The following is a 19,124-nucleotide window of genomic DNA, read 5'->3' on the forward strand; positions in this document are numbered from 1 at the left end:
CGTCAGGAGCTTCAGCGGATGAACAACGACACGGTGGGACCAAAGTCCGACGACGATTCCGGGGCTGAACCGAGCGGCTCCAACACCATCCCACCGAGGGGCCCGGAGCGCGAAACCAAGGGGGCGGCCGCTTTTCTCCGAAGCCGTAGAACGGCAGTCGCGATCACCGCAACGACGCTGGTAGTGGGCGGTTTCGTGGCATGGCTCGGGTACACGGCATACGAAGCGAAAGACAACCTGGAGGCGGCTCGCGACCACGCACAGTCGGCGAAGAGCGCTCTCCTGGCCGGAGATACGGGAGTCGCAGAGTCTGCCGCGGCGGAAGCCGATCGCGAAGCATCGGCCGCATACGACAACACCCATTCACTCCCCTGGAACATCACCGCCGCAATTCCCGTCATCGGGTCGCCGTTCGAGTCGACGCGCCAGATGACCGAGGTCGTTCAGGGGCTTACGCGTGACGTTCTCGGCCCTGCCGTGACTACCGGAACTTCACTCGCACCAACGGAATTGGTGCAGCCCGGTGGGCGCTTGGCACTCGCACCGTTACGCGAAGCGGAACCGAAACTGGCCGAAACAGCTATCGCCGCGGAATTGCTGTCGTCGCAGGCACAGGAAGTTCCCGAATCGAAGTACCTGGGCCGAGTTAACGATGCCAGAGCAGAATTACAGTCGCAGACAAGCGAACTGGCTACCCTCCTGACGAACACCGCCACCGCGGCGCGCATCGCACCGGCGATGCTCGGCACCGACGGACCGCGCAACTACTTCATCGGTTTCCAGACCAATGCGGAAGCGCGAGGAACCGGCGGCCTGTTGGGTGGATACGGCATCGTCCGAGTCGACAACGGCGCCGCTCGGGTGGACACACTCTCCCCCAACTCCGAACTAACACTGGACAATCAACCGATAGACCTTGGTCCTGACTTCAACCAGCTGTACGGAAACAGTCGCCCGACCACCGATTCTCGCAACAGCAACCTCAGCTCGCACTTTCCCTACGCAGCGCAGATCTGGCAGTCCCTGTGGTCACAGGAGTCCGGGGGTGAGATGGTCGACGGTGCGATCGCGACCGATCCGATCGCCCTGAGTTACATCCTCGAAGCGGTAGGACCGATCAAGATGCCCGACGGAGAGTCGGTCACCGCCGACAACGTCGTGGAACTGACCGAGTCGACTGCGTACGCTCGCTTCCCTTCCGACAACAAGGCACGAAAGCAGTATCTGCAGACAATCGCAGCTCGTGTCGTGGAGAAGATGACCGGGAACATCAAGTCGCCGAGCGCACTGCTGGAAGCTCTGGGCAAGGGCGTCAGCGAGGGCAGAATCGCCGTGTGGAGCTCTCACCCCGACGAACAATCGGTTCTCGCCGACACCGTCCTCGGGCACACCATTCCCGATGATGCGGCGCCGTATGCCGGTGTGGTGATCAACAACCAAGCCGGCAACAAGCTCGACTACTACCTCACACGAGAAATCGACTACACAGCCCAGACGTGCACCGGCGACACCCGAAAGACAACGGTCACCGTTCGACTGACCAACAACGCGCCCGACGCCGACCTGACCGAATATGTCAGCGGGATCGTCGACAACCCCGGACGACTGCCCAATGGCACCAATGTGGCTGCAGTCACTCTGCTTGCGACAGCCGGCGCCAAACTCGATGCCGTCTCCGTGGGTGGACAGATTTCGTTTGCCGTCAACGGAACCGAACAGGGTCACCCGGCCTACATGACCAGGGCCGTCATTCCGCGAGGCCAGACGGTTGAGCTGAAGTTCGATCTGACCGAGCCCACAGCCGAGGGCGAAGCTCGCGTACCGGTCCAGCCGCTTGTCGACGACCCGAAGATTACCGTCGACGTGCCTACCTGCTGAGCTTGACCGGCAAACGTCGACGAGGCCCCTGGCATGTCGCCGTTTGTCGGGCTCGTGAACTTTCAGCAGATTTGAAACTTTGGCGAAGGCTAGCCTATGCTTCCCGACGCGCCTGGAACCGGCCGTCGGCTGCGATCCGTCGGAGTCTCACTCCTCGGCGCATCGACAACGGAAGGTTCCCCATGCGATACGCCCGTGTGCGCTCACTTCGCCGAACTGTGGCGCTGAGTGGATTGGTCATTGCCGCCCTGGTAATCGGCGGATGCAGTAACAACGACACCGCAACCGAATCGAGCAGCAGCGACTTCGAAACCGTCACCATCGAAAGTGCGCTCGGAAACGCCGTCATCACCAAAAAGCCCGAGCGAATCGTGACTCTCGGCATGGGGTCGGCGGAGACCGTAATCGCGCTCGGCACGATCCCGGTCGGCGTCGAAAAGTACGCATGGGGCAGCGACGACACCGGGTATCTGCCGTGGGTGCACGAAGCGGTCACGAAGCAAGGTGGCGAACTGCCAGAGCAGTTCACCGGCGGAACCGATCTCAACATCGAAGCGATCATCGCTCTCGAACCCGACCTGATCCTCGCCCCCTGGTCCGGCATCACTCAGCAGCAGTTCGACTCACTCAACGCGTTCGCGCCGACCGTCGCCTACGCCGAGAGCCCCTGGACCATCACGTGGGAAGACCAGATCAGCGTCATCGGCAAAGCCATGGGCGAATCCGAGAAGGCGACAGCCGAAATCGACAAGATCAAGTCGCAGTTCGCGGAATCGACTGCAGCACATCCGAACTACGCCGACGTCAGCTTCTCTTTCATCTACAACACGGGCCCAGGAACCCTCGGCGTCTTTTTCGCCGAAGAGCAGCGTGTGGCCATGGTCCGCGCACTTGGCCTGCAGGTGGATCCCGTCGTCTACACCTTGACGGAATCTGAAGGAACAGACTCGGCCGTCATCGGCCTCGAGAACGCAAACCTCCTCGACAAGTCCGACCTGCTCTTCACCTTCTACTCGGACCCGGCCAATCGGGCCGAGATCGAAGCGCAGCCCGCTTACCAGGCAATCCCCGCTGTGGCTCGGGGAACTGTCATCGCTCCGACCGAACAGCCCTTCGTCACCGGTTCCTCGATGATCAACCCTCTGACCGTGCCCTGGTCGCTCGAGCGCTACGTGCCGATGATCGACGAGGCAATCGCGAAGCTGAACAAGTGATGTAGATCAGCATCGTGCGATCGAGAAACCCGCGTCCTATTCTGACGCGGGTTTCTTGCCGTCGCGCTCAGCTTTGAATCGCATCCACTCACTGCTCAGCATGCGATTGTCGATGATCCATCCCATGTAATCGCGCATGTTGAGCACACGAATGTACGCGGGACCGTTGGGATTTGCGTACTGCAGGGCCTCGGTCGCAAGCTTGCGTTGATTCTCGAGATATACGTGCTCTGTTTCGAGGAATCCGCCCCACACGTCGGAATCCATGACGTAGTAGTGAGTCCGATCCCGAGGCTTGCGCGTGAGCTTGACGAACCCCCGGTCGATCAACCGACGAATGTAGGCGGACACCGATCCGCGACTTGCTCCGAGTGCCTGCGCCAACTCTTCGGCGCTGACCCCTGGCGACTCGCTGATCAACAGATAGCCCGCAATACGTCCTTCGATGCGGGCCCCACCGCCGGACTGCCAGTACACGGAGAACTGATCGATAAACCACGTGGAGAAGTCGTCACCGCGAGCAGGGCTGGCATCGCCCATTCGTTGAGCCTCCGACGTCTCTGGGTACGAACAATTCGCCACTATTGTGCCAGCACCACCGTCACCGAGCCGAAATCACCAGCCCTGGAGTGGTTGCGATGAACTCGAGCTGTTCGATTGTCAAAGGCGACGCCGATGTGGAGTCCGCCGATGTCACGAACTGGGTCACCACTACTGTTTCGCCGGAGGGGTGAACAACCCGGACCGTGTCATCGCCCGAGCCACCGGGATCGACCAGGCGAGTCACGGTGGTGGAGCCTGGCAACGTCAGTGTCTCACCCGGTTCCGGCACAGCGGTACCAACTGATATTTCGACATCGCTGCTGCCGTCCGCTGTCGAGGCGACGATCCGCTCGCACACTCCTCCCTGTCCGTAATCATCTGGAACCAACGAACCGAGCGGGCGCTCCAAAGTGACGCCTGCCGCGCCGAGATCCTTCCAACGTGCATCGAGCAACTGATTCAGTCGGTCGATATCCATGCGCGACGCAGGTGGACCGGCATTCACAGAATCGGTGTAGCAGGATGCCATCGGCGGCGGCGTCGAGTCTGGAACCGGCGCAGTCACCGCAAGCCCCGGCGCGGTCGCTAACGCGATCAGTTCGTCCATCGTCAAGAGCGGGGAAGCATCCGACGAAGTTCCGGTCGACGTGTCGACGCTGGCAACAACCCGGGATCCATCACCGAGATACGCGACGACTCCGCGCTCGCCCCCGACTTCCGAACCGTCCGTGTCTTCGAAATCGGCTCTGTCCTCGAAATCGGCGATGTCGAGCACTGTTCCGTTTTCGAGATGCTCCCGCCGATCCACCAGACCCTCCAAGCACGGCGGCACCGGCTGATCCCATGCACGCACCTGAACCGAGATATCCGCAGTCCGCCCGACGCGAGTCAAGGTTCCCTTCGCCGACGTAGAACCGCTGAACTCGATCGGGTCGACCCCGTCAGGAAACGAGGCACCCCGGTAATTCTGGATCGGCGCAAACTCGAGCGATTTCGATGGACTCGCAAATGCAACGTCGACATCGGAAGGCAGCGATTCGAGTAGTGCGTCGCTCATGGCGGTGGCCTTCGGTCCCGAGAACCATGGATAGTCCGGGTCGTCATAGCCGGGCTCACCGGCAAAACCGTAGTTGATACGCACCGGCGGACCCGGCGATGCCACCGAATCGCAGCCGGGAATCGACGTGCCCGTGTCTTCGTTCGTCACCGCCGCGACAACAGTTCCCAAGGCGACGATCGAGACGATCACCAGCCCGTCACGCCAGGTCCATTGCTCGCGGCGACGGTTCGACTCGTGTGCGCTGCGCCCAGACATTTCTCGATCATTGCCTACCACAACAACTACGTCGCTATCCGACATACCCGCTGAGGTCGTAGATCGTGGAATTTCCCACCGTTGTCGACGTGAAATTCGCTTCGACCCATTCCTGGATGACACTCGAGGTGCTGCCCCCGCTTTGGCCCTCTCTCTGGCTTCCGCCCTGGCCACCGGCAATGTAGTAGTGAATTTTTCCGTCTGCCACGTACTGGATGAATTGATCCAATGTCGGTGCGGGATCGGAACTCCAACCGCCGATCGCCATCACCGCGGTATTGCTGGCCAACTCGTAGGTTGCTGCGCTTTGCGAGCCGTTGGTCGCGGCCGACCACGTGGTGCCCGCATTGACCAGCATTGCCGTCAACTCGGAAGTACTTTCGCTGCCGCTACTCAGTTCTTGCCCGTTCGACGCCGGATTTACAGTCGCGTCAGAAGAATTCGGCGGAGCGTCACCGTTTTGCAGCTCTGGGCCCCCACCCATACCTCCTCCCCCGCCCATTCCGGAGTCGGACACGGCGCCGGTTGGTCCGGCCGTCGGGATGGATCCGCCGTGCGCTGTTGCGGCAGTGGCAATCGCGTAAGACACAGAACCGGTTATCCCTGCCAACGATCCAAGAATCAATCCAGCGACAGCGAGCTTGCGGAATCGATCCTTGGCTCCCACGAGAACCAGGATCGCGCCGACGACAGTGCCCGCCAACAGAATCCACTTCAGCATCGGCAGCCAGCCGGCATTGCGGTGCAACAACACCCAACTCCAGATTCCTGCGGCCAGCATCGTCGCAGCCAAGCCGCAACGTCCGATCCAACGGGCACGGACCAACCACAGAGCGTATCCACCGGTCCCGATCATCCCCGCGACGGCGGGCGCCAGCGCAACTGTGTAATAGGGGTGGATCGTGCCGGACATGTAGCTGAAGATCAGGCCGATAACGAGAAACCAGCCACCCCAAAGGATCAACGACGCACGGACAAGATCTGTGCGCGGTGCGCGTCCCCGAGCGAGCAGTCCGAACACCACTGCGATCAGTGCCGCAGGTATCAGCCAGGAAATCTGGATACCCATCTCGCTGCCGAACAGCCGTTCGAGTCCGGCACTTCCCCCGAAGCTCGAACCTGCACTGCCACCGGCCATTCCGCCACCGCCACCGGTGCTCCCGAAAAGTCGACCCAATCCGTTGTATCCCAGTACCAAGTCCATGACGCTGTTGTTGGTCGATCCGCCGATGTACGGGCGAGAATCAGCGGGCCACAGCCACACTGCCAACACCCACCACCCAGCCGATATGACAACGGACGCAGCACCGATCACCAGGTGGACCAGGCGAGTCCGCAAGCGCACCTGTCCGGCGATCAAATACGCGGCACCGAATGCAGGCAACACCATCAGCCCTTGCAGCATCTTGGTGAGAAAGGCAAACCCCAGCGCTACTCCTGCGAGCGCCACCCACATCGCGGCTCGACGACCGATCGCCGTGCCCATAGCCCGAATCACGAAGTAGCCCGCAAGAGTCATGAGCAGAACCAACAGTGCATCAGGATTGTCGAACTTGAACATCAGGGCGGCAGCGGGCGTAGCTGCCAAAACAGCTCCCGCCACCAAACCCGCAGCGGGCGACGCCACTCGTTTGACGGCCGCGTATACGAGCGCTACTGATCCGACGCCCATCAATGCCTGCGGAACTAGAAGACTGGCACTCGAGAATCCGAAGATTCGTCCGGACACACCCATGACCCACAATGAAGCGGGCGGTTTGTCGACAGTGATGAAATTCGAGGTATCGAGGGAACCGAAGAACCACGCTTTCCAATTCTGGGAGCCGGCCTGCGCCGCTGCAGCGTAGAAGGTGTTGGCGTAGCCACTCGCGGTCAGATTCCACAAATACAGGACTGCCGTTGCTGCCAACAGGATCGTCAGCGCCAATCCTGTACTGCGCGTGCGGAACCACGACGGCGAGGGCTCCGCGCGATGGGCAGTTGGTGCCGGCCGCTGACGCGGGGCCGGATGCAGAACGGCGGTCATCAGGAAGTCCCTTCACGAGTTACTGTCCTGCCAACGATCGCGTCTCCAACCCTGGCGGCACTGGGAGCCGGCTGGAAAGTTGCTGTGAATGGCTCAGGTCAGGGAGCGCTCGAACAGCACGACGCTGAACCACCCGGTGTCGGCATCGTCTCCGAAGTCACGACGCCCTACCTCGGTAAAACCGGCGTCCAAGTAGTAGCGGCGCAACCGCACGTTGGTTTCTACACAATCGAGCCGCAGGTACTGCGCGTTCTCGTCCGCGGACCGTCGATGGGCCCAGACGAGTAAGCGTTCGCCCATCGAGGTTCCCGAGAATTCTCGATCGATAACCAATCCGTGCACGTAGCCGGCAGGCTCGTTCGAATCGGGCCAGACCACAGGGTCCGACCAGATCAACCGCAGGGCACCGACAATCCTCGACTGCTCCCGGTCTCGCGCAACAAAGAACTCCCCTCTCGAAATCTGCTGCTCGACCTGCTCGACAGACACTTCACGCGGGCGCCACTGGATGATTCCGCGTTCTGCCAACCAGTCTTCTGCCGCGTGCCGCAGCGCCAGAATCTCCGGCCCATCGGTCTCGACCGCTTGCACAACGTCCACAACCATATGACCTCCCCCATATCTGCAGCCGTTCACAACAACACGGCCTCCAGGCCCCAACCCGGGTGTATCTCCGAGTTGAAGCCTATCGGCGTGAAGTTGTGCGCCTGAACGGGTGTCACCACTCAGTCAGGTTTTGAATGTGGTGTTGGCCGGTCGCGGGTGCTGGCCGGGGTCGATCGAGGGCGGCGGGATGAACCACGGTTTGTTGTCGGCGCCTATTCGGATCGCCCATTTCCCGACGAACCCTGATTTGCGGTGCATCAGTCGGTGATGTGAACGGCACAGCAGCACCAGGTTGTTCATCACCGTCGGGCCACCGTTCGCCCAGTGCCGGATGTGGTGCGCATCAGTCCAGGCGGGCACGCATGTGCAACCCGGGAACGCGCAGCCTCTGTCGCGGGCAATCAACGCAGTCCGTTGTTCGGCGGTGACCAACCTCTTTCCTGGTTTCGCATCCAAGGGCGCGCCGTGATCGTCGAGCAGAACGGTCGACAGGAAACAATCACACCCGAGGAGCCTGGTCTGCGACACCGACAGCGGGCCCAGCCAGGGCATGTGCCCGACATCGAGATCCGACACAGCCACTCCACCACCATCAGTTGGTGTGGCGGCGCAGTCCCGATGCTCCGCGAGATCGCGAGCATTGATGTGCACGTTCACGTGCGGCCGCTGACCACCATCGGTGCCGGTCTTAGCGCAATCGAGATACCGCCGGATCAGTTCCGTGAACCCGTCCGCGGTCCGCTTCGCCGCCGACCGAGAATCCGGCGTCCCATCCGGTGCCGGGGTCGGCATCGTCAGATTCGACAACGCCGACAACAACATTTCACCGGTGAGGGCGTCGAAATCACCGCGCACCACCACTCGACCGTTCAATGTCGACGCGATCCGCAGCTCGTTGAGGTCGGTATCCTCGGCGGGTGGAATCTCATCCGATTCGAACAACCGCTCCAACGTCGCGATCACGTTCCGCACCTTCGTCGTCGTCGCCTCCACACCCGACGCAGCCGCCAACAACAAATCGATGCACTTCGGTAATGCCTCCTCCGGCATCCCCTTCGGCGGTGACTCGCAGAACGCCACGATCAACACCGCATGCTCGAACGAGCAATCCCCGCCATCGAAGCCTGCCGCCACCGCAGGAATCGGCCGCAAAGCTGCACCCAGGGCGGCGATCTTCTTCCCGTCCCGAACCTGCAGCATCGTGTTGCCCGCCAACCACGCACCCACCCCGCGGCTGGCAATCACCTGATCATCCGGGCGCAACGACAACTCGTCCACCACCGCCACACACACAGCTTCCAGGCGCAGAATCTCCGCACTCGCCTCGACAGCAGCAGCACGCAACTCCGAAGCAGACAACTGCCACAACCGTCCGCGCAAACCCACCGCAGAACCCGACACCACATCCGACAACAAGACACTCATTGAATCCCCCGATCCCCTCCCCAAAGGATACTCGAACATGCGCTCGAGTCAAGAGTGGTAGACCTCGAGCGCCCGCGCTACCGATTCGTCACCCGCAGGTAGCAACGGCAGTCGCACATGGGGAGTCGGAATCTGTCCCAACGCATGCAATACGCCCTTGATCACAGTAGGGTTCGGTTCGGAAAACAGAGCTCCGGACAGCTTCGACAAACTCCGCCCGAGGTCACGGGCGCCGTCCACATCGCCACTGTCCCAAGCTTTTACCAAGCGGACGAACTCAGCGGTCGACACATGAGCGGACGCCAAGATGCCACCGGCCGCACCCAAGGCCAGAAGAGGCGCGAGAAATAGATCATCCCCCGCCAGTACGGCGAAGTCGCCCGGAAGATCCGCGAAGAGTTCGACGGCAGCTGCGTCGATACCGCCCGCGGCATACTTCACACCAACAACCCCGGGCAAAGTAACCACCTCCTGCAAAGTGCCGCTGTCCAGATCGCACGCAGTCCGGTACGGCACGTGATAGACGATCAGCGGCACTGGGCTCGACGACTGCAGATGCGCGAAATGCGCCACCACACCGGCTTTCGACGGCCTCGTGAAGAAGGGAACCGGCACCAACGCCGCCGAGACCTCAGGCCACCGAGCCAGCCTCCCGAGCGCCTGCGCACTGCCCGCCGTGTCGTTACTGCCCGCGCCGACGATCAACGTCGCACCTCTCGCACGGCACACATTCGCACAGATATCCAGAACGGTCACTCTCTCCTGTTCGGTGAGTGTTGCGGCTTCCGCTGTAGTCCCCAGCGCAACGAGTCCGACCGCACCCTCGGAGAGGACCTGGTGCGCAAGCTGTTCGAGTGCATCGGTTGCAATACGACCGTCGCTCTCGAAGGGCGTGATCAGTGGAACATGGATTCCGGCCAGGTCAACTCGAGTCGTAGTCATAGAACTCAGCCTCACCGAACAAACCTTGTAGGTCTAGTTCGCATTTCCATCGTCGAGCGTAAGCTGAGCTGATGCTCGATGTTCGCCGACTGAAGCTCTTGCGCGAACTAGCGCTGCGCGGAACCATCGTTGCCGTTGCCGAGGCGCTGTCGTTCAGTCCCTCCGCGGTGTCGCAGCAGTTGGCCGTCCTCGAACGTGAAGCCGGCGTGCCGCTGCTGGAACGAACAGGCCGTCGCGTCCGACTCACACCCGCCGGTGAGAACCTCGCACGTCATGCCGAAGCCATCCTGCAACGCCTGGAGCAGGCGTCAGGTGAATTGGTCGACGCACGTCGTGGACTGGCGGGGCCGCTGCGCATCGGAACGTTCCCGACCGCGGCACGGGCGATCCTCCCGGCGGCATTGATCACCCTGTCTCGCGAGCATCCCGGGTTGGAACCGATGGTTTCGGAGATCGACCCGGCGGACGTCGCCGACGACCTACGAGCTGGGACTCTGGACTTGGCATTGATTCACGACTACGACTTCGTCCCTCGCCCCACCGAACCGGGCCTGACGACATTGCCGCTGTGCAGCGAAGCCGTGTACCTCGCTTCGAGTGACATCGAGTCAGATCCCCACGACGCTGTCGCATCACTGACCGACTGCGTAGAACGTCCCTGGATTACCGCAATTCCCGGAACTGCTTGTCATGCAATGACTATTCGCGCATGCCAGGCAGCTGGATTCACCCCGAAAGTGCGACACCACATCGACGAGTTCGCCACCGTTCTCGCCCTCGTCGCTGCGGGACAGGGTGTTTCGCTGGTTCCTGAACTCGGAGCAATCCATCCGCCGCTAGGTGTGCGCCTGACGCCGATGCCCATTCGACGAAGGACCAAGATTGCACACCGAGCGGGCTCCGACGCTCACCCGGCGGTCGCAACCGTGACAAACGCGCTTCGCTCGGCCGTCCCGCAACTGCTGGACGCCGAGCAATAGCGACACCTACATGTCGAGCCCGAGGTCGAGGACCGTCACCGAGTGCGTCAAGGCACCGACAGCGAGGTAGTCGACGCCGGTTCGGGCGTACTCTGCGGCAACGTCGATGGTGAGACCACCGGATGACTCGAGTTTGGTTTCTGGAGCAACAGCGTCTCGGCGCTGGACCGCGATCTGCGTCTGCCACAGCGGGAAGTTGTCCAGCAGAACAAGTTCCACGTTCTCCGCCAGCACCTGATCGAGCTGAGTGAGGTTGTCGACCTCAACTTCGCACTCGATGTCCGGGGCGAGCTCACGGACCGCACGAAGTGCTGCGACCACCGAACCGGCAGCAGCAACATGGTTGTCCTTGATCAACGCCGCGTCGCCCAATCCCATACGGTGGTTGACGCCTCCGCCCACGTGGACTGCATATTTCTGCAGAGAACGCAGTCCGGGCAGCGTCTTTCGGCTGTCCCGCACTTTGGCATGAGTGCCGGCAATGGCGTCGACCCACTGTGATGTCGCCGTGGCGATTCCCGAGAGATGGCAGACGAGGTTGAGCATCGTGCGCTCTGCCGTGAGAAGTCCGCGGGTGGGCGCGACAACAGTGAGCACCGATTGACCTGGCGCAACCCGAGTTCCGTCGGCCACCCGATCAACGACCTCGTAGTTACCCGCGCCGATCACCTCGTCGAGAACAAGCAGTCCGACGTCGATGCCGGCGACAGTACCCGAGGAGCGTGAGACGACCGACGCCTTCGCGACCGCATCGGCGGGAACCGTTGCGGTAGAAGTGATGTCGGGGCCATAGCGCAGATCCTCGTCCAGAGCGAGCCTGACCAATGTGAGCAGCTCGTCACGGTCGAGCGGCGCGGGCAGGATCTTCTGCTCGGTCATCAATGAACTCCTGTCAACAACATGTCGGGTATTTCGAGCGCTCCATCGGCACCCATCTTGATCCGAGTGCTGCGACGCTGATTCGGATCTGTTTCAGGATAGTCGGTGCGGGTATGGCAGCCACGGCTCTCGGTTCGCGCCACGGCCACGTCGACCAATGCAGTCGCGGTCAACGTGAGCGCCGCGTCTTCGAGGTCCGGAGCAGCCACCGCCACTGTCTGTTCGGCGTCGGCAAGCGCGGCTCGCGCAATCTGGAGACCGCCTCCGTCGCGAACCACCGACGCGTGTGCCGTCATGACGGACTGCACGGTCTCTCGCGGCAGGATCGGCATCGGCTTGCGCACCACGTTGACCACTTCGGCATGAACCTCGCGACGCTCGGCAGCTGCGATTCCTGCACGCTCCCCGACTACCAAACCCTCGAGAAGGCTGTTGGACGCAAGACGATTCGCGCCGTGCAATCCCGTGCGAGCCACTTCGCCTGCTGCGTAGAGACCAGGCACTCCCGTTCGTCCATGGACGTCGGTGGCGACTCCGCCGCACGAATAGTGCGCGGCCGGAGCGACCGGAATTAATTGGGTGCGTGGATCGATGCCCGCTTCGAGGCAGGACGCCGTGATGGTCGGGAATCTCGAATCGAAACCGTCGAGCTTGCGAGCGTCGAGATAGACGTGATCAGTGCCGAGATCGCGTAGGCGTGCTGCGATTGCCCTCGAGACCACGTCACGCGGGGCGAGATCACCCAGCGGATGAACACCTGCGGTGACCGAATCACCGCTGGTGTCGACAAGAATCGCGCCCTCGCCGCGGACCGCCTCACTGATCAGGGGTCGGCGGCCTACCCCGCCCGGAGTGAAGAGCACCGTCGGATGGAACTGAACGAACTCCAGGTCCGCAATCGCCGCACCGGCTTCGAGTGCCAACGCGATTCCGTCGGCAGTCGCTCCGGGCGGATTTGTGCTGCAGGCATACAGCTGACCGAGTCCGCCGGTAGCGAGCAGCACCGCGGGCGCATGGATCACTCCGAGGCCTTCCGGCGAGGAGACGATGAGTCCGCACACCCCACGCCGGTTGGTCACCACCTGGACTGCCGCTGCACCGAACAGAACGGGGAGCCCGGCAGCATTGAGAGCCCGCTGCACTTCCGCGCCAGTGGCGTCGCCGCCGGCATGGATGATCCGACGCGTGCTGTGCCCACCCTCGCGGGTGCGCGACACCTCGCCGTCTCGCCCGCGATCGAAGACCGCTCCCAACGCGGCCAGCGCAGCAACAGCGTCGTGACCAGCTTCGACGATGGAATAGACGGCTTCCTCGTCGCACAAACCGACGCCGGCCTCACACGTATCCGAAACGTGCGACTCGACGGAATCCGTATTCAGATCGTCGACGACCGCGATGCCGCCCTGCGCGTACTGAGTCGCGGTGTCCGTCGGACCGCCCTTGCTGACCGTGAGTACTTTCAGTCCCCGCAGAGAAGCGGTGCGCGCAGCGGTGAGGCCCGCGACACCGCCTCCCACGACGACCAGGTCGGCATGAGCCTCCCAGGCGAAACGCCCGGCAGGGCTGGTCACTCGCCGCCGCCCGGATTACCGATCTCGATCATGCGCTGCACCGACTTCTGTGCACGCTTGGCCATCTCGAGATCGACGTGGACCTCGTCCTTGCCCTCGAGAAGGCAGCGAAGCAACGCGGCAGGCGTGATCATCTTCATGTACGGGCACGACGCGCGGTCGTTGACGGCCTGGAAATCGACGTCGGGCGCTGCCTTGCGCAACTGGTGCAGCATCCCGATCTCGGTCGCGACCAGAACCTGCTTGCTCTTGGTGACGCGGGCAGCGTCGAGCATTCCGCCGGTGGAGAGAATCTTGACCTTGTCCGCGGGGACCGCGCCTTCACCGGCTAGGTACAGAGCCGAAGTAGCGCAACCACATTCAGGGTGCACGAACAGCTCGGCGTCTGGGTGCGACTTGGACTTGGCCGTTAGCTCGTCACCGTTGATGCCGGCGTGCACGTGGCACTCACCGGCCCAGATCTGCATGTTGGTACGGCCCGTCACGCGCTTGACGTGAGCTCCCAGGAACTGGTCCGGCAGGAACAGAACCTCGCGGTCGGGATCGATCGAGTTGACCACGTCGACGGCATTGGACGAGGTGCAGCAGATGTCGGTGAGACCCTTCACCTCTGCGGTTGTGTTCACGTACGACACCACCAGCGCGTTCGGGTTGTCGGCCTTCCACTCACGAAGCTGCTCGGCATTGATCGAGTCGGCCAGAGAGCAGCCGGCTCTCTCGTCCGGGATCAGCACGGTCTTGGACGGCGACAGGATCTTCGCGGTCTCGGCCATGAAGTGCACACCGCAGAAGACAATCGTGTCCTCGGGCGCCTCGGCAGCGATTCGCGACAGCGCCAGGGAGTCACCGACATGATCGGCGACGTCCTGAATCGCAGGCAGCTGGTAGTTGTGCGCAAGAATCGTCGCGCCGCGTTCGCGAGCCAGACGTTTGATCTCAGCGGCCCACTCGGGGGTCGCTTCGACTCCGTTGTATCCGCCGGGGCCGTCGTGAATCTGCGAGGCCGATCCCTCCCATAACGTCGTGGTCGTCATGGCGTTCTCCTTCACCGTGAACCCGGGCTCGTCACCCAGTTCAAATCCGGACGGGCTGGCCCGGATTTCCGTATTCGAGGTTTTCGACTTAGGATCGAAAACGTGCCCAATAGTAACACCACCCACGAAGTGCTTGCAGCGGTGTTCCAAGTTCGCACCTTCCCCGCAAGCATCGCCGCAGGTGACGGCGATCACTGCCCGCAAGGGCGTGAAGAGTTGGCCGTGCTGCTGTGGCAGCGTGCACTCAACCCACAGAAGGGCACGTGGTCCCTGCCCGGGGGCACTTTGCGCGACGACGAGGACCTGACGACCTCCGCTCGACGACTCCTCGCCGAGAAGGTCGACCTAAGAAAGGTCGCCCACCTCGAACAGCTCTCCGTCTTCAGTGATCCACAGCGCGTGCCGGGTCCGCGCCGCATCGCGTCGACCTTCCTCGGACTCGTTCCCCTCAGCGCCGACCCACAACTGCCACCGGACACGGCCTGGCACCCCGTTTCGAAGTTGCCGGAGATGTCGTTCGACCACGGAACCGTCGTACGGCACGCGCGCAATCGACTTGCCGCGAAACTCTCGTACACCAACATCGCATTCGGGCTGGCCCCGGAAGAGTTCGCGATGTCGACACTGCGCGAAATCTACTGCGCTGCCCTCGGTTACCAGGTCGATGCCACCAACTTGCAACGCGTACTGGGGCGTCGAGGCGTTCTGACTCCCACCGGCAACACCGCACCGTCCGGCAAGTCGGGTGGACGTCCACCCGCCCTGTACCGTTTCACCGACTCCACCTTGCGGGTCACCGACGAATTCGCCGCACTACGGCCGCCAAGCTGACACCGATCGCACTGTCAGGCAACAGCTTCGAGACTTCCGCGCTGCAACCACACCGAGGTCACGGCGCCGGCCGGATCGATGACCCGGTTGATTACACCGAACCGAGTAGTCACCCGATCGAGAATCCGATCGGCCTGCCAACGATCCGTCGGATCGGCGACAATCGCAAAGAAGCGATGGGCAGGTTTTCCCGCCATGACGCGAACCAATTCGGTGACCGTCCGCGCCGTGACTGCCACGCTCCAACCAGCGTCGAGAAACTCGGCGGCCGTGCGCGCACCGTGCTCGAATCCGATGTCCGTGACAAGTACAACTCCCCTGTTGGGGGCGATCTCTGAAACACTCATTGCCGAACCTCCACTCGGAATCAAACTTCTTGACTCCTATGTAAGTCCGCAATCTTGTGCTTCCCTTGTGCTGGTTCTGTGAGAACTCTGGGGAATTGCGCGCCCCACCTCAGACAGCCCTGGAAAGGCCCGCCCAGAAGACCGTCGAGGCCGCGTTCACGACCTCGCCCACCGGCACGTCGCCCAACATTCCGCCCGCAGCAAGCGTCGCGACGCCGTGGAACGTCGCAAAGGCAACCAGCGCAATGCTTTCCGGATCACCGGCGGCAATGTCACCTGCGGCCTGAGCTTCCGACACGAGCCGGACGGTCAGGTCCATCGTCGCGTGCCCCGCGTTGACGACAGTTTCGGCGGCGCCCGGCGCATGCTTGTTGCTGTACATCAGAGAGAGCAGGCCCGGATGCTCCAGCGCAAAATCCACGTAGGCATTGGCGAGCGAGGAGAACCGCGCCCTCGCGGTCGGTGGAGCATCCGCGACTGCCCGCTCGAGCGCACCGGTCATCCGATGGAATCCACTTTCGGCCAAGGCATCGAGCAAAGCCTGGCGATCACGAAAGTGCTTGCCCGGAGCCGCATGGCTCACGCCCGCCTCACGCGCGAGTTGCCTCAGCGACAACTTGTCGACGCCATCTCGTTCGAGTGTTGCTTCGGCCGACGCCAGGAGTTCCTGTCGCAGGCTGCCGTGATGATACGGCTGTTCGTGGGCGGGCATGGTGGCACCATATCAAAATGTTGTCATTGACAACTATGGTGTCAGTGCCTACATTTGGGATCACCCGAACCGAAGGAGCCACCATGGCCATCGACGTAGCCGGAACCACCGTCCTCATCACCGGAGCCAGCGCTGGGCTCGGAGTGGAATTCGCTCATCGCTTTGCCGCTCGCGGCGCAAACCTGGTTCTGGTCGCCAGGCGGGCCGACCGCCTCGAGGCACTCGCCACCGAACTCCGTGGCGTCCACGGCATCATCGTGACAGTCCTGCCCGCCGACCTGGCCGCACCCGGCGTCGGTGCATCGCTGCACCAGGAGCTGACAAACCGTGGCATCACCGTCGACTCGCTGATCAACAACGCCGGATTCGGAACACATGGGGCATTCGTGGACGAAGATCTCGAGCGCGTCACGTCCGAAATTCAACTCAACATCGCCACGCTGGTCGAGCTGACACACACATTCCTGCCCGACCTTCTCACCGGCCGCGGAGCACTGGTCAACATCGCCAGCACAGCGTCGTTCCAGCCGACACCGGGCATGGCCGTCTACGGCGCGTCCAAGGCGTTCGTACTCAACTTCACCGAAGCACTCTGGGCCGAAGCTCGCGGCAGCGGATTGACTGTATTGGCGGTGTGCCCCGGTCCGACGCGCACCGAGTTCTTCGACGTAGTCGGCTCCGAAGACGCGGCGGTCGGGCGAATGCAGACGGCAACTCAGGTGGTGGACACCGCTTTCCGAGCACTGGATCGACGCTACGCGCCGCCGACCGTTGTATCGGGACTGCCGAACTGGGTGTCCTCGATCAGCACTCGCTTCGCAACCCGCCGGTTGGGCGCGCTGATTTCCGGGCGACTGTTGGGTGACGTGCGAATGAAAACCGAAACCAAGCGCTCGTCGACCTCGCCGGCGTAGCGACGCAACAGTTACGGAAGTTTCGGCTGGCTCTCGACTTCGGCCTGTTCGGTGTCGGTGGCCGGATCCCCAGATTCCGGATCCCCGGATTCCGGGTGGTCCCCCACCCCGAGGTCGTCGTACGGATTGAGCACTGCAAGAACCAATGTCACGACGCACGCCGCGAGCGGCTGAAACAGAAGCACGAGCAAAGTTCCGACGTTCGGGGCCCGCGCAATGACCTCCCCGACCGCCGGATTGTCGGCCGTGGGGAAACGCAGTTTTGTCACGCCCGAACCCACGAGTGCCATCAGTCCGGTACCTGCCACTGAACCGACTATCAACCCGCCCAGGGCATAAGGACCTCGACTCAGGCGTGCCAACCAGGCCGCCACCGCCGACAGCACACCGACGATCAGTGCCAGCCAGATGAACACGGCGCTCGCGTCGAACTGATGAAGGCTCTCACCCGTCAACGCGACGCCGCGCCCCTCGGACACCACCAACAGGTGCTCGGCCGGAGCCAAGAACGCCCACAGCACACCGACGAGCACGCTCACGCCCGCAATGGTTGCGGCGATCACGATCGCGGTGCGCAGACGAATCTGCCGAAGAGAGATCACACAGAGTGACGCTACCTGCGGGCGACGTCGATCGAGTCGACGACACCGTGTCGGGAGCATTTCGCCCACCATCCGTCAGGGCTGACCTGAACGATCATGCGGCGCCCGCACTGCTCGCAGAAGCGAGGAGGCTCGAGCCCCATCGACGCCGCAGTCGGCGTCGGATCGTCGACGCCGTCGACGATCCGACGCCCGGTGAACGGGTTGTACCGCTCCTCGGTCACCGGAGTGCTCACAGAGTGTCGTTCAGTGCTTTGATCGGCATCTGCAGATCCACCAACAAATCCAGATCCTTCTCGGCGGGACGTCCGAGGGTCGTCAGATAGTTGCCGACGATCACGGCGTTGATTCCGCCGAGGATGCCCTGCTTGGCACCCAGGTCGCCGAGAGTGATCTCGCGTCCACCTGCGAAGCGCAAGATCGTGCGAGGCAGCGCGAGACGGAAAGCGGCCACGGACTTGAGCGCCTCGCTGGCGGGCAGCACGTCCAGATCACCGAACGGCGTACCCGGACGCGGGTTGAGGAAGTTGAGCGGGACCTCGTCCGGCTCCAGTTCAGCCAGGTTGGCCGCGAATTCTGCGCGCTGCTCCAGCGATTCACCCATGCCGAGGATTCCGCCGCAGCACACTTCCATGCCTGCTTCACGAACCATCCGAAGCGTGTTCCACCGCTCTTCCCACGAGTGCGTGGTCACGACGTTCGGGAAATGCGACTTCGAAGTTTCCAAGTTGTGGTTGTACCGGTGCACACCCATGGCGGCCAGTTGGTCGACCTGCTCCTGGGTGAGCATGCCGAGCGAGCAGGCGATCTGGATGTCGACCTCGTTGCGGATCGCCTCGATGCCTGCGGCAACCTGAGCGAGCAACCGGGCGTCGGGTCCGCGGACGGCGGCCACGATGCAGAACTCGGTAGCGCCCGACTTCGCAGTCTGCTTGGCAGCTTCCACCAAGCTCGGGATGTCCAACCACGCCGCGCGAACCGGCGACTGGAAGAGTCCGGACTGCGAGCAGAAATGGCAGTCCTCAGGGCAGCCGCCCGTCTTCAGGCTGATGATGCCCTCGACCTCGACCTCCGGTCCACACCACTTCATACGCACATCGTGGGCGAGAGCCAGCAGGTCTTCGAGCCTGTCGTCGTCGAGTCGGAGTACGTCGAGCACCTGGCTTTCGGTCAGGCCAACTCCTCTTTCGAGAACTTGCTCGCGCGCCTGGTCGAGGATGTCGACCGTCGCAGGGGCCGTGCTAATCGGGGGCGGGGTCACAGACGTCTCCTTCGAAACCAACAAAATTGAACACCGTACAAGTT

General features: G+C 62.6%; 19 protein-coding genes. 5 read left to right on the plus strand and 14 right to left on the minus strand.

Annotated features, from left to right (window positions below; all coding sequences use genetic code 11):
- The first annotated feature begins 18 nt into the window (after window positions 1–18).
- On the plus strand, window positions 19–1,878 hold the full coding sequence (locus BH682_RS16280) for a DUF4012 domain-containing protein (protein ID WP_075833393.1): 1,860 nt from the start codon (window positions 19–21) through the stop codon (window positions 1,876–1,878).
- A 182-nt stretch (window positions 1,879–2,060) separates the two neighbouring features.
- A complete protein-coding gene (locus BH682_RS16285; protein WP_075833395.1) occupies window positions 2,061–3,092 on the plus strand; it encodes an iron-siderophore ABC transporter substrate-binding protein in 1,032 nt (343 codons plus the stop codon).
- A gap of 36 nt (window positions 3,093–3,128) precedes the next feature.
- Here the strand turns inward: BH682_RS16285 and BH682_RS16290 are convergent, their stop codons facing one another.
- The 6 genes from BH682_RS16290 to BH682_RS16315 all read right to left on the minus strand — a co-directional run bounded on the left by BH682_RS16290 (window position 3,129) and on the right by BH682_RS16315 (window position 9,949).
- Window positions 3,129–3,632: a GbsR/MarR family transcriptional regulator gene (locus BH682_RS16290; RefSeq protein ID WP_075833397.1), complete on the minus strand. Its 504-nt coding sequence runs from the start codon at window positions 3,630–3,632 to the stop codon at window positions 3,129–3,131.
- A 61-nt stretch (window positions 3,633–3,693) separates the two neighbouring features.
- On the minus strand, window positions 3,694–4,950 hold the full coding sequence (locus tag BH682_RS16295; protein ID WP_075833399.1) for a hypothetical protein: 1,257 nt from the start codon (window positions 4,948–4,950) through the stop codon (window positions 3,694–3,696).
- 34 nt (window positions 4,951–4,984) lie between these two features.
- Window positions 4,985–6,976: a glycosyltransferase family 39 protein gene (locus BH682_RS16300; RefSeq protein WP_083954677.1), complete on the minus strand. Its 1,992-nt coding sequence runs from the start codon at window positions 6,974–6,976 to the stop codon at window positions 4,985–4,987.
- A gap of 93 nt (window positions 6,977–7,069) precedes the next feature.
- Window positions 7,070–7,582, minus strand: a complete 513-nt coding sequence (locus BH682_RS16305) for a GNAT family N-acetyltransferase (protein WP_047272184.1) — start codon at window positions 7,580–7,582, stop codon at window positions 7,070–7,072.
- A gap of 123 nt (window positions 7,583–7,705) precedes the next feature.
- Complete coding sequence (locus BH682_RS16310; RefSeq protein ID WP_075833401.1) at window positions 7,706–9,007, minus strand: HNH endonuclease signature motif containing protein; 1,302 nt, start codon at window positions 9,005–9,007, stop codon at window positions 7,706–7,708.
- Between the two features lie 48 nt (window positions 9,008–9,055).
- A complete protein-coding gene (locus BH682_RS16315) occupies window positions 9,056–9,949 on the minus strand; it encodes a dihydrodipicolinate synthase family protein (RefSeq protein WP_075833403.1) in 894 nt (297 codons plus the stop codon).
- 71 nt (window positions 9,950–10,020) lie between these two features.
- Between BH682_RS16315 and BH682_RS16320 the strand changes: the two genes are divergently transcribed.
- Window positions 10,021–10,929, plus strand: a complete 909-nt coding sequence (locus BH682_RS16320; RefSeq protein WP_075833405.1) for a LysR substrate-binding domain-containing protein — start codon at window positions 10,021–10,023, stop codon at window positions 10,927–10,929.
- Window positions 10,930–10,935: 6 nt separating this feature from the next.
- On the opposite strand, the gene nadC is transcribed toward BH682_RS16320, so the two are convergent.
- The 3 genes from nadC to nadA are packed head-to-tail and all read right to left on the minus strand — an operon-like array spanning window position 10,936 to window position 14,413.
- On the minus strand, window positions 10,936–11,808 hold the full coding sequence (nadC, locus tag BH682_RS16325) for a carboxylating nicotinate-nucleotide diphosphorylase (RefSeq protein ID WP_003941805.1): 873 nt from the start codon (window positions 11,806–11,808) through the stop codon (window positions 10,936–10,938).
- Entirely contained in the window at window positions 11,808–13,379 is a 1,572-nt protein-coding gene (locus tag BH682_RS16330) for an L-aspartate oxidase (RefSeq protein ID WP_063316123.1), read from the minus strand. The genes nadC and BH682_RS16330 overlap by 1 nt, the downstream gene beginning before the upstream one ends.
- A complete protein-coding gene (nadA, locus tag BH682_RS16335) occupies window positions 13,376–14,413 on the minus strand; it encodes a quinolinate synthase NadA (RefSeq protein ID WP_003941702.1) in 1,038 nt (345 codons plus the stop codon). Before nadA ends, BH682_RS16330 begins: the two co-directional genes overlap by 4 nt.
- A gap of 102 nt (window positions 14,414–14,515) precedes the next feature.
- Between nadA and BH682_RS16340 the strand changes: the two genes are divergently transcribed.
- Window positions 14,516–15,244: an NUDIX hydrolase gene (locus BH682_RS16340; protein WP_007733069.1), complete on the plus strand. Its 729-nt coding sequence runs from the start codon at window positions 14,516–14,518 to the stop codon at window positions 15,242–15,244.
- 14 nt (window positions 15,245–15,258) lie between these two features.
- Here BH682_RS16340 and BH682_RS16345 read toward each other — a convergent pair whose 3' ends face one another.
- Complete coding sequence (locus BH682_RS16345; protein ID WP_003941794.1) at window positions 15,259–15,591, minus strand: hypothetical protein; 333 nt, start codon at window positions 15,589–15,591, stop codon at window positions 15,259–15,261.
- 109 nt (window positions 15,592–15,700) lie between these two features.
- A complete protein-coding gene (locus tag BH682_RS16350; protein ID WP_007733070.1) occupies window positions 15,701–16,303 on the minus strand; it encodes a TetR/AcrR family transcriptional regulator in 603 nt (200 codons plus the stop codon).
- A gap of 83 nt (window positions 16,304–16,386) precedes the next feature.
- Between BH682_RS16350 and BH682_RS16355 the strand changes: the two genes are divergently transcribed.
- Entirely contained in the window at window positions 16,387–17,217 is an 831-nt protein-coding gene (locus BH682_RS16355) for an SDR family NAD(P)-dependent oxidoreductase (protein WP_075833407.1), read from the plus strand.
- Between the two features lie 11 nt (window positions 17,218–17,228).
- Here the strand turns inward: BH682_RS16355 and BH682_RS16360 are convergent, their stop codons facing one another.
- Genes BH682_RS16360 through bioB form a run of 3 tightly spaced genes read right to left on the minus strand, consistent with a single transcriptional unit; the run spans window position 17,229 to window position 19,065 of the window.
- Window positions 17,229–17,819: a DUF2567 domain-containing protein gene (locus BH682_RS16360; protein ID WP_075833408.1), complete on the minus strand. Its 591-nt coding sequence runs from the start codon at window positions 17,817–17,819 to the stop codon at window positions 17,229–17,231.
- Between the two features lie 11 nt (window positions 17,820–17,830).
- The gene (bsaP, locus tag BH682_RS16365) at window positions 17,831–18,055 is read right to left on the minus strand and encodes a biotin synthase auxiliary protein BsaP (RefSeq protein ID WP_003941741.1); all 225 of its coding nucleotides are present in this window, start codon (window positions 18,053–18,055) and stop codon (window positions 17,831–17,833) included.
- Window positions 18,052–19,065 (minus strand): biotin synthase BioB, encoded by a 1,014-nt coding sequence (bioB, locus tag BH682_RS16370; RefSeq protein ID WP_024487821.1) that lies wholly within the window; start codon window positions 19,063–19,065, stop codon window positions 18,052–18,054. The genes bsaP and bioB overlap by 4 nt, the downstream gene beginning before the upstream one ends.
- Between the last annotated feature and the right edge of the window lie 59 nt (window positions 19,066–19,124).

Origin of the sequence: Rhodococcus sp. YL-1 (genome assembly GCF_001942025.1) — a bacterium.
Classification (GTDB): Bacteria; Actinomycetota; Actinomycetes; order Mycobacteriales; family Mycobacteriaceae; genus Rhodococcus_F; species Rhodococcus_F qingshengii.

What these genes read in the sequence shown, in the direction of transcription:
- BH682_RS16280 (WP_075833393.1), top strand. Translation starts at nt 19, where the DNA reads ATGAACAACGACACGGTGGGACCAAAGTCCGACGACGATTCCGGGGCT.
- BH682_RS16285 (WP_075833395.1), top strand. Translation starts at nt 2,061, where the DNA reads ATGCGATACGCCCGTGTGCGCTCACTTCGCCGAACTGTGGCGCTGAGT.
- BH682_RS16290 (WP_075833397.1), bottom strand. Translation starts at nt 3,632, where the DNA reads ATGGGCGATGCCAGCCCTGCTCGCGGTGACGACTTCTCCACGTGGTTT.
- BH682_RS16295 (WP_075833399.1), bottom strand. Translation starts at nt 4,950, where the DNA reads ATGTCTGGGCGCAGCGCACACGAGTCGAACCGTCGCCGCGAGCAATGG.
- BH682_RS16300 (WP_083954677.1), bottom strand. Translation starts at nt 6,976, where the DNA reads ATGACCGCCGTTCTGCATCCGGCCCCGCGTCAGCGGCCGGCACCAACT.
- BH682_RS16305 (WP_047272184.1), bottom strand. Translation starts at nt 7,582, where the DNA reads ATGGTTGTGGACGTTGTGCAAGCGGTCGAGACCGATGGGCCGGAGATT.
- BH682_RS16310 (WP_075833401.1), bottom strand. Translation starts at nt 9,007, where the DNA reads ATGAGTGTCTTGTTGTCGGATGTGGTGTCGGGTTCTGCGGTGGGTTTG.
- BH682_RS16315 (WP_075833403.1), bottom strand. Translation starts at nt 9,949, where the DNA reads ATGACTACGACTCGAGTTGACCTGGCCGGAATCCATGTTCCACTGATC.
- BH682_RS16320 (WP_075833405.1), top strand. Translation starts at nt 10,021, where the DNA reads ATGCTCGATGTTCGCCGACTGAAGCTCTTGCGCGAACTAGCGCTGCGC.
- nadC (WP_003941805.1), bottom strand. Translation starts at nt 11,808, where the DNA reads ATGACCGAGCAGAAGATCCTGCCCGCGCCGCTCGACCGTGACGAGCTG.
- nadA (WP_003941702.1), bottom strand. Translation starts at nt 14,413, where the DNA reads ATGACGACCACGACGTTATGGGAGGGATCGGCCTCGCAGATTCACGAC.
- BH682_RS16345 (WP_003941794.1), bottom strand. Translation starts at nt 15,591, where the DNA reads ATGAGTGTTTCAGAGATCGCCCCCAACAGGGGAGTTGTACTTGTCACG.
- BH682_RS16350 (WP_007733070.1), bottom strand. Translation starts at nt 16,303, where the DNA reads ATGCCCGCCCACGAACAGCCGTATCATCACGGCAGCCTGCGACAGGAA.
- BH682_RS16355 (WP_075833407.1), top strand. Translation starts at nt 16,387, where the DNA reads ATGGCCATCGACGTAGCCGGAACCACCGTCCTCATCACCGGAGCCAGC.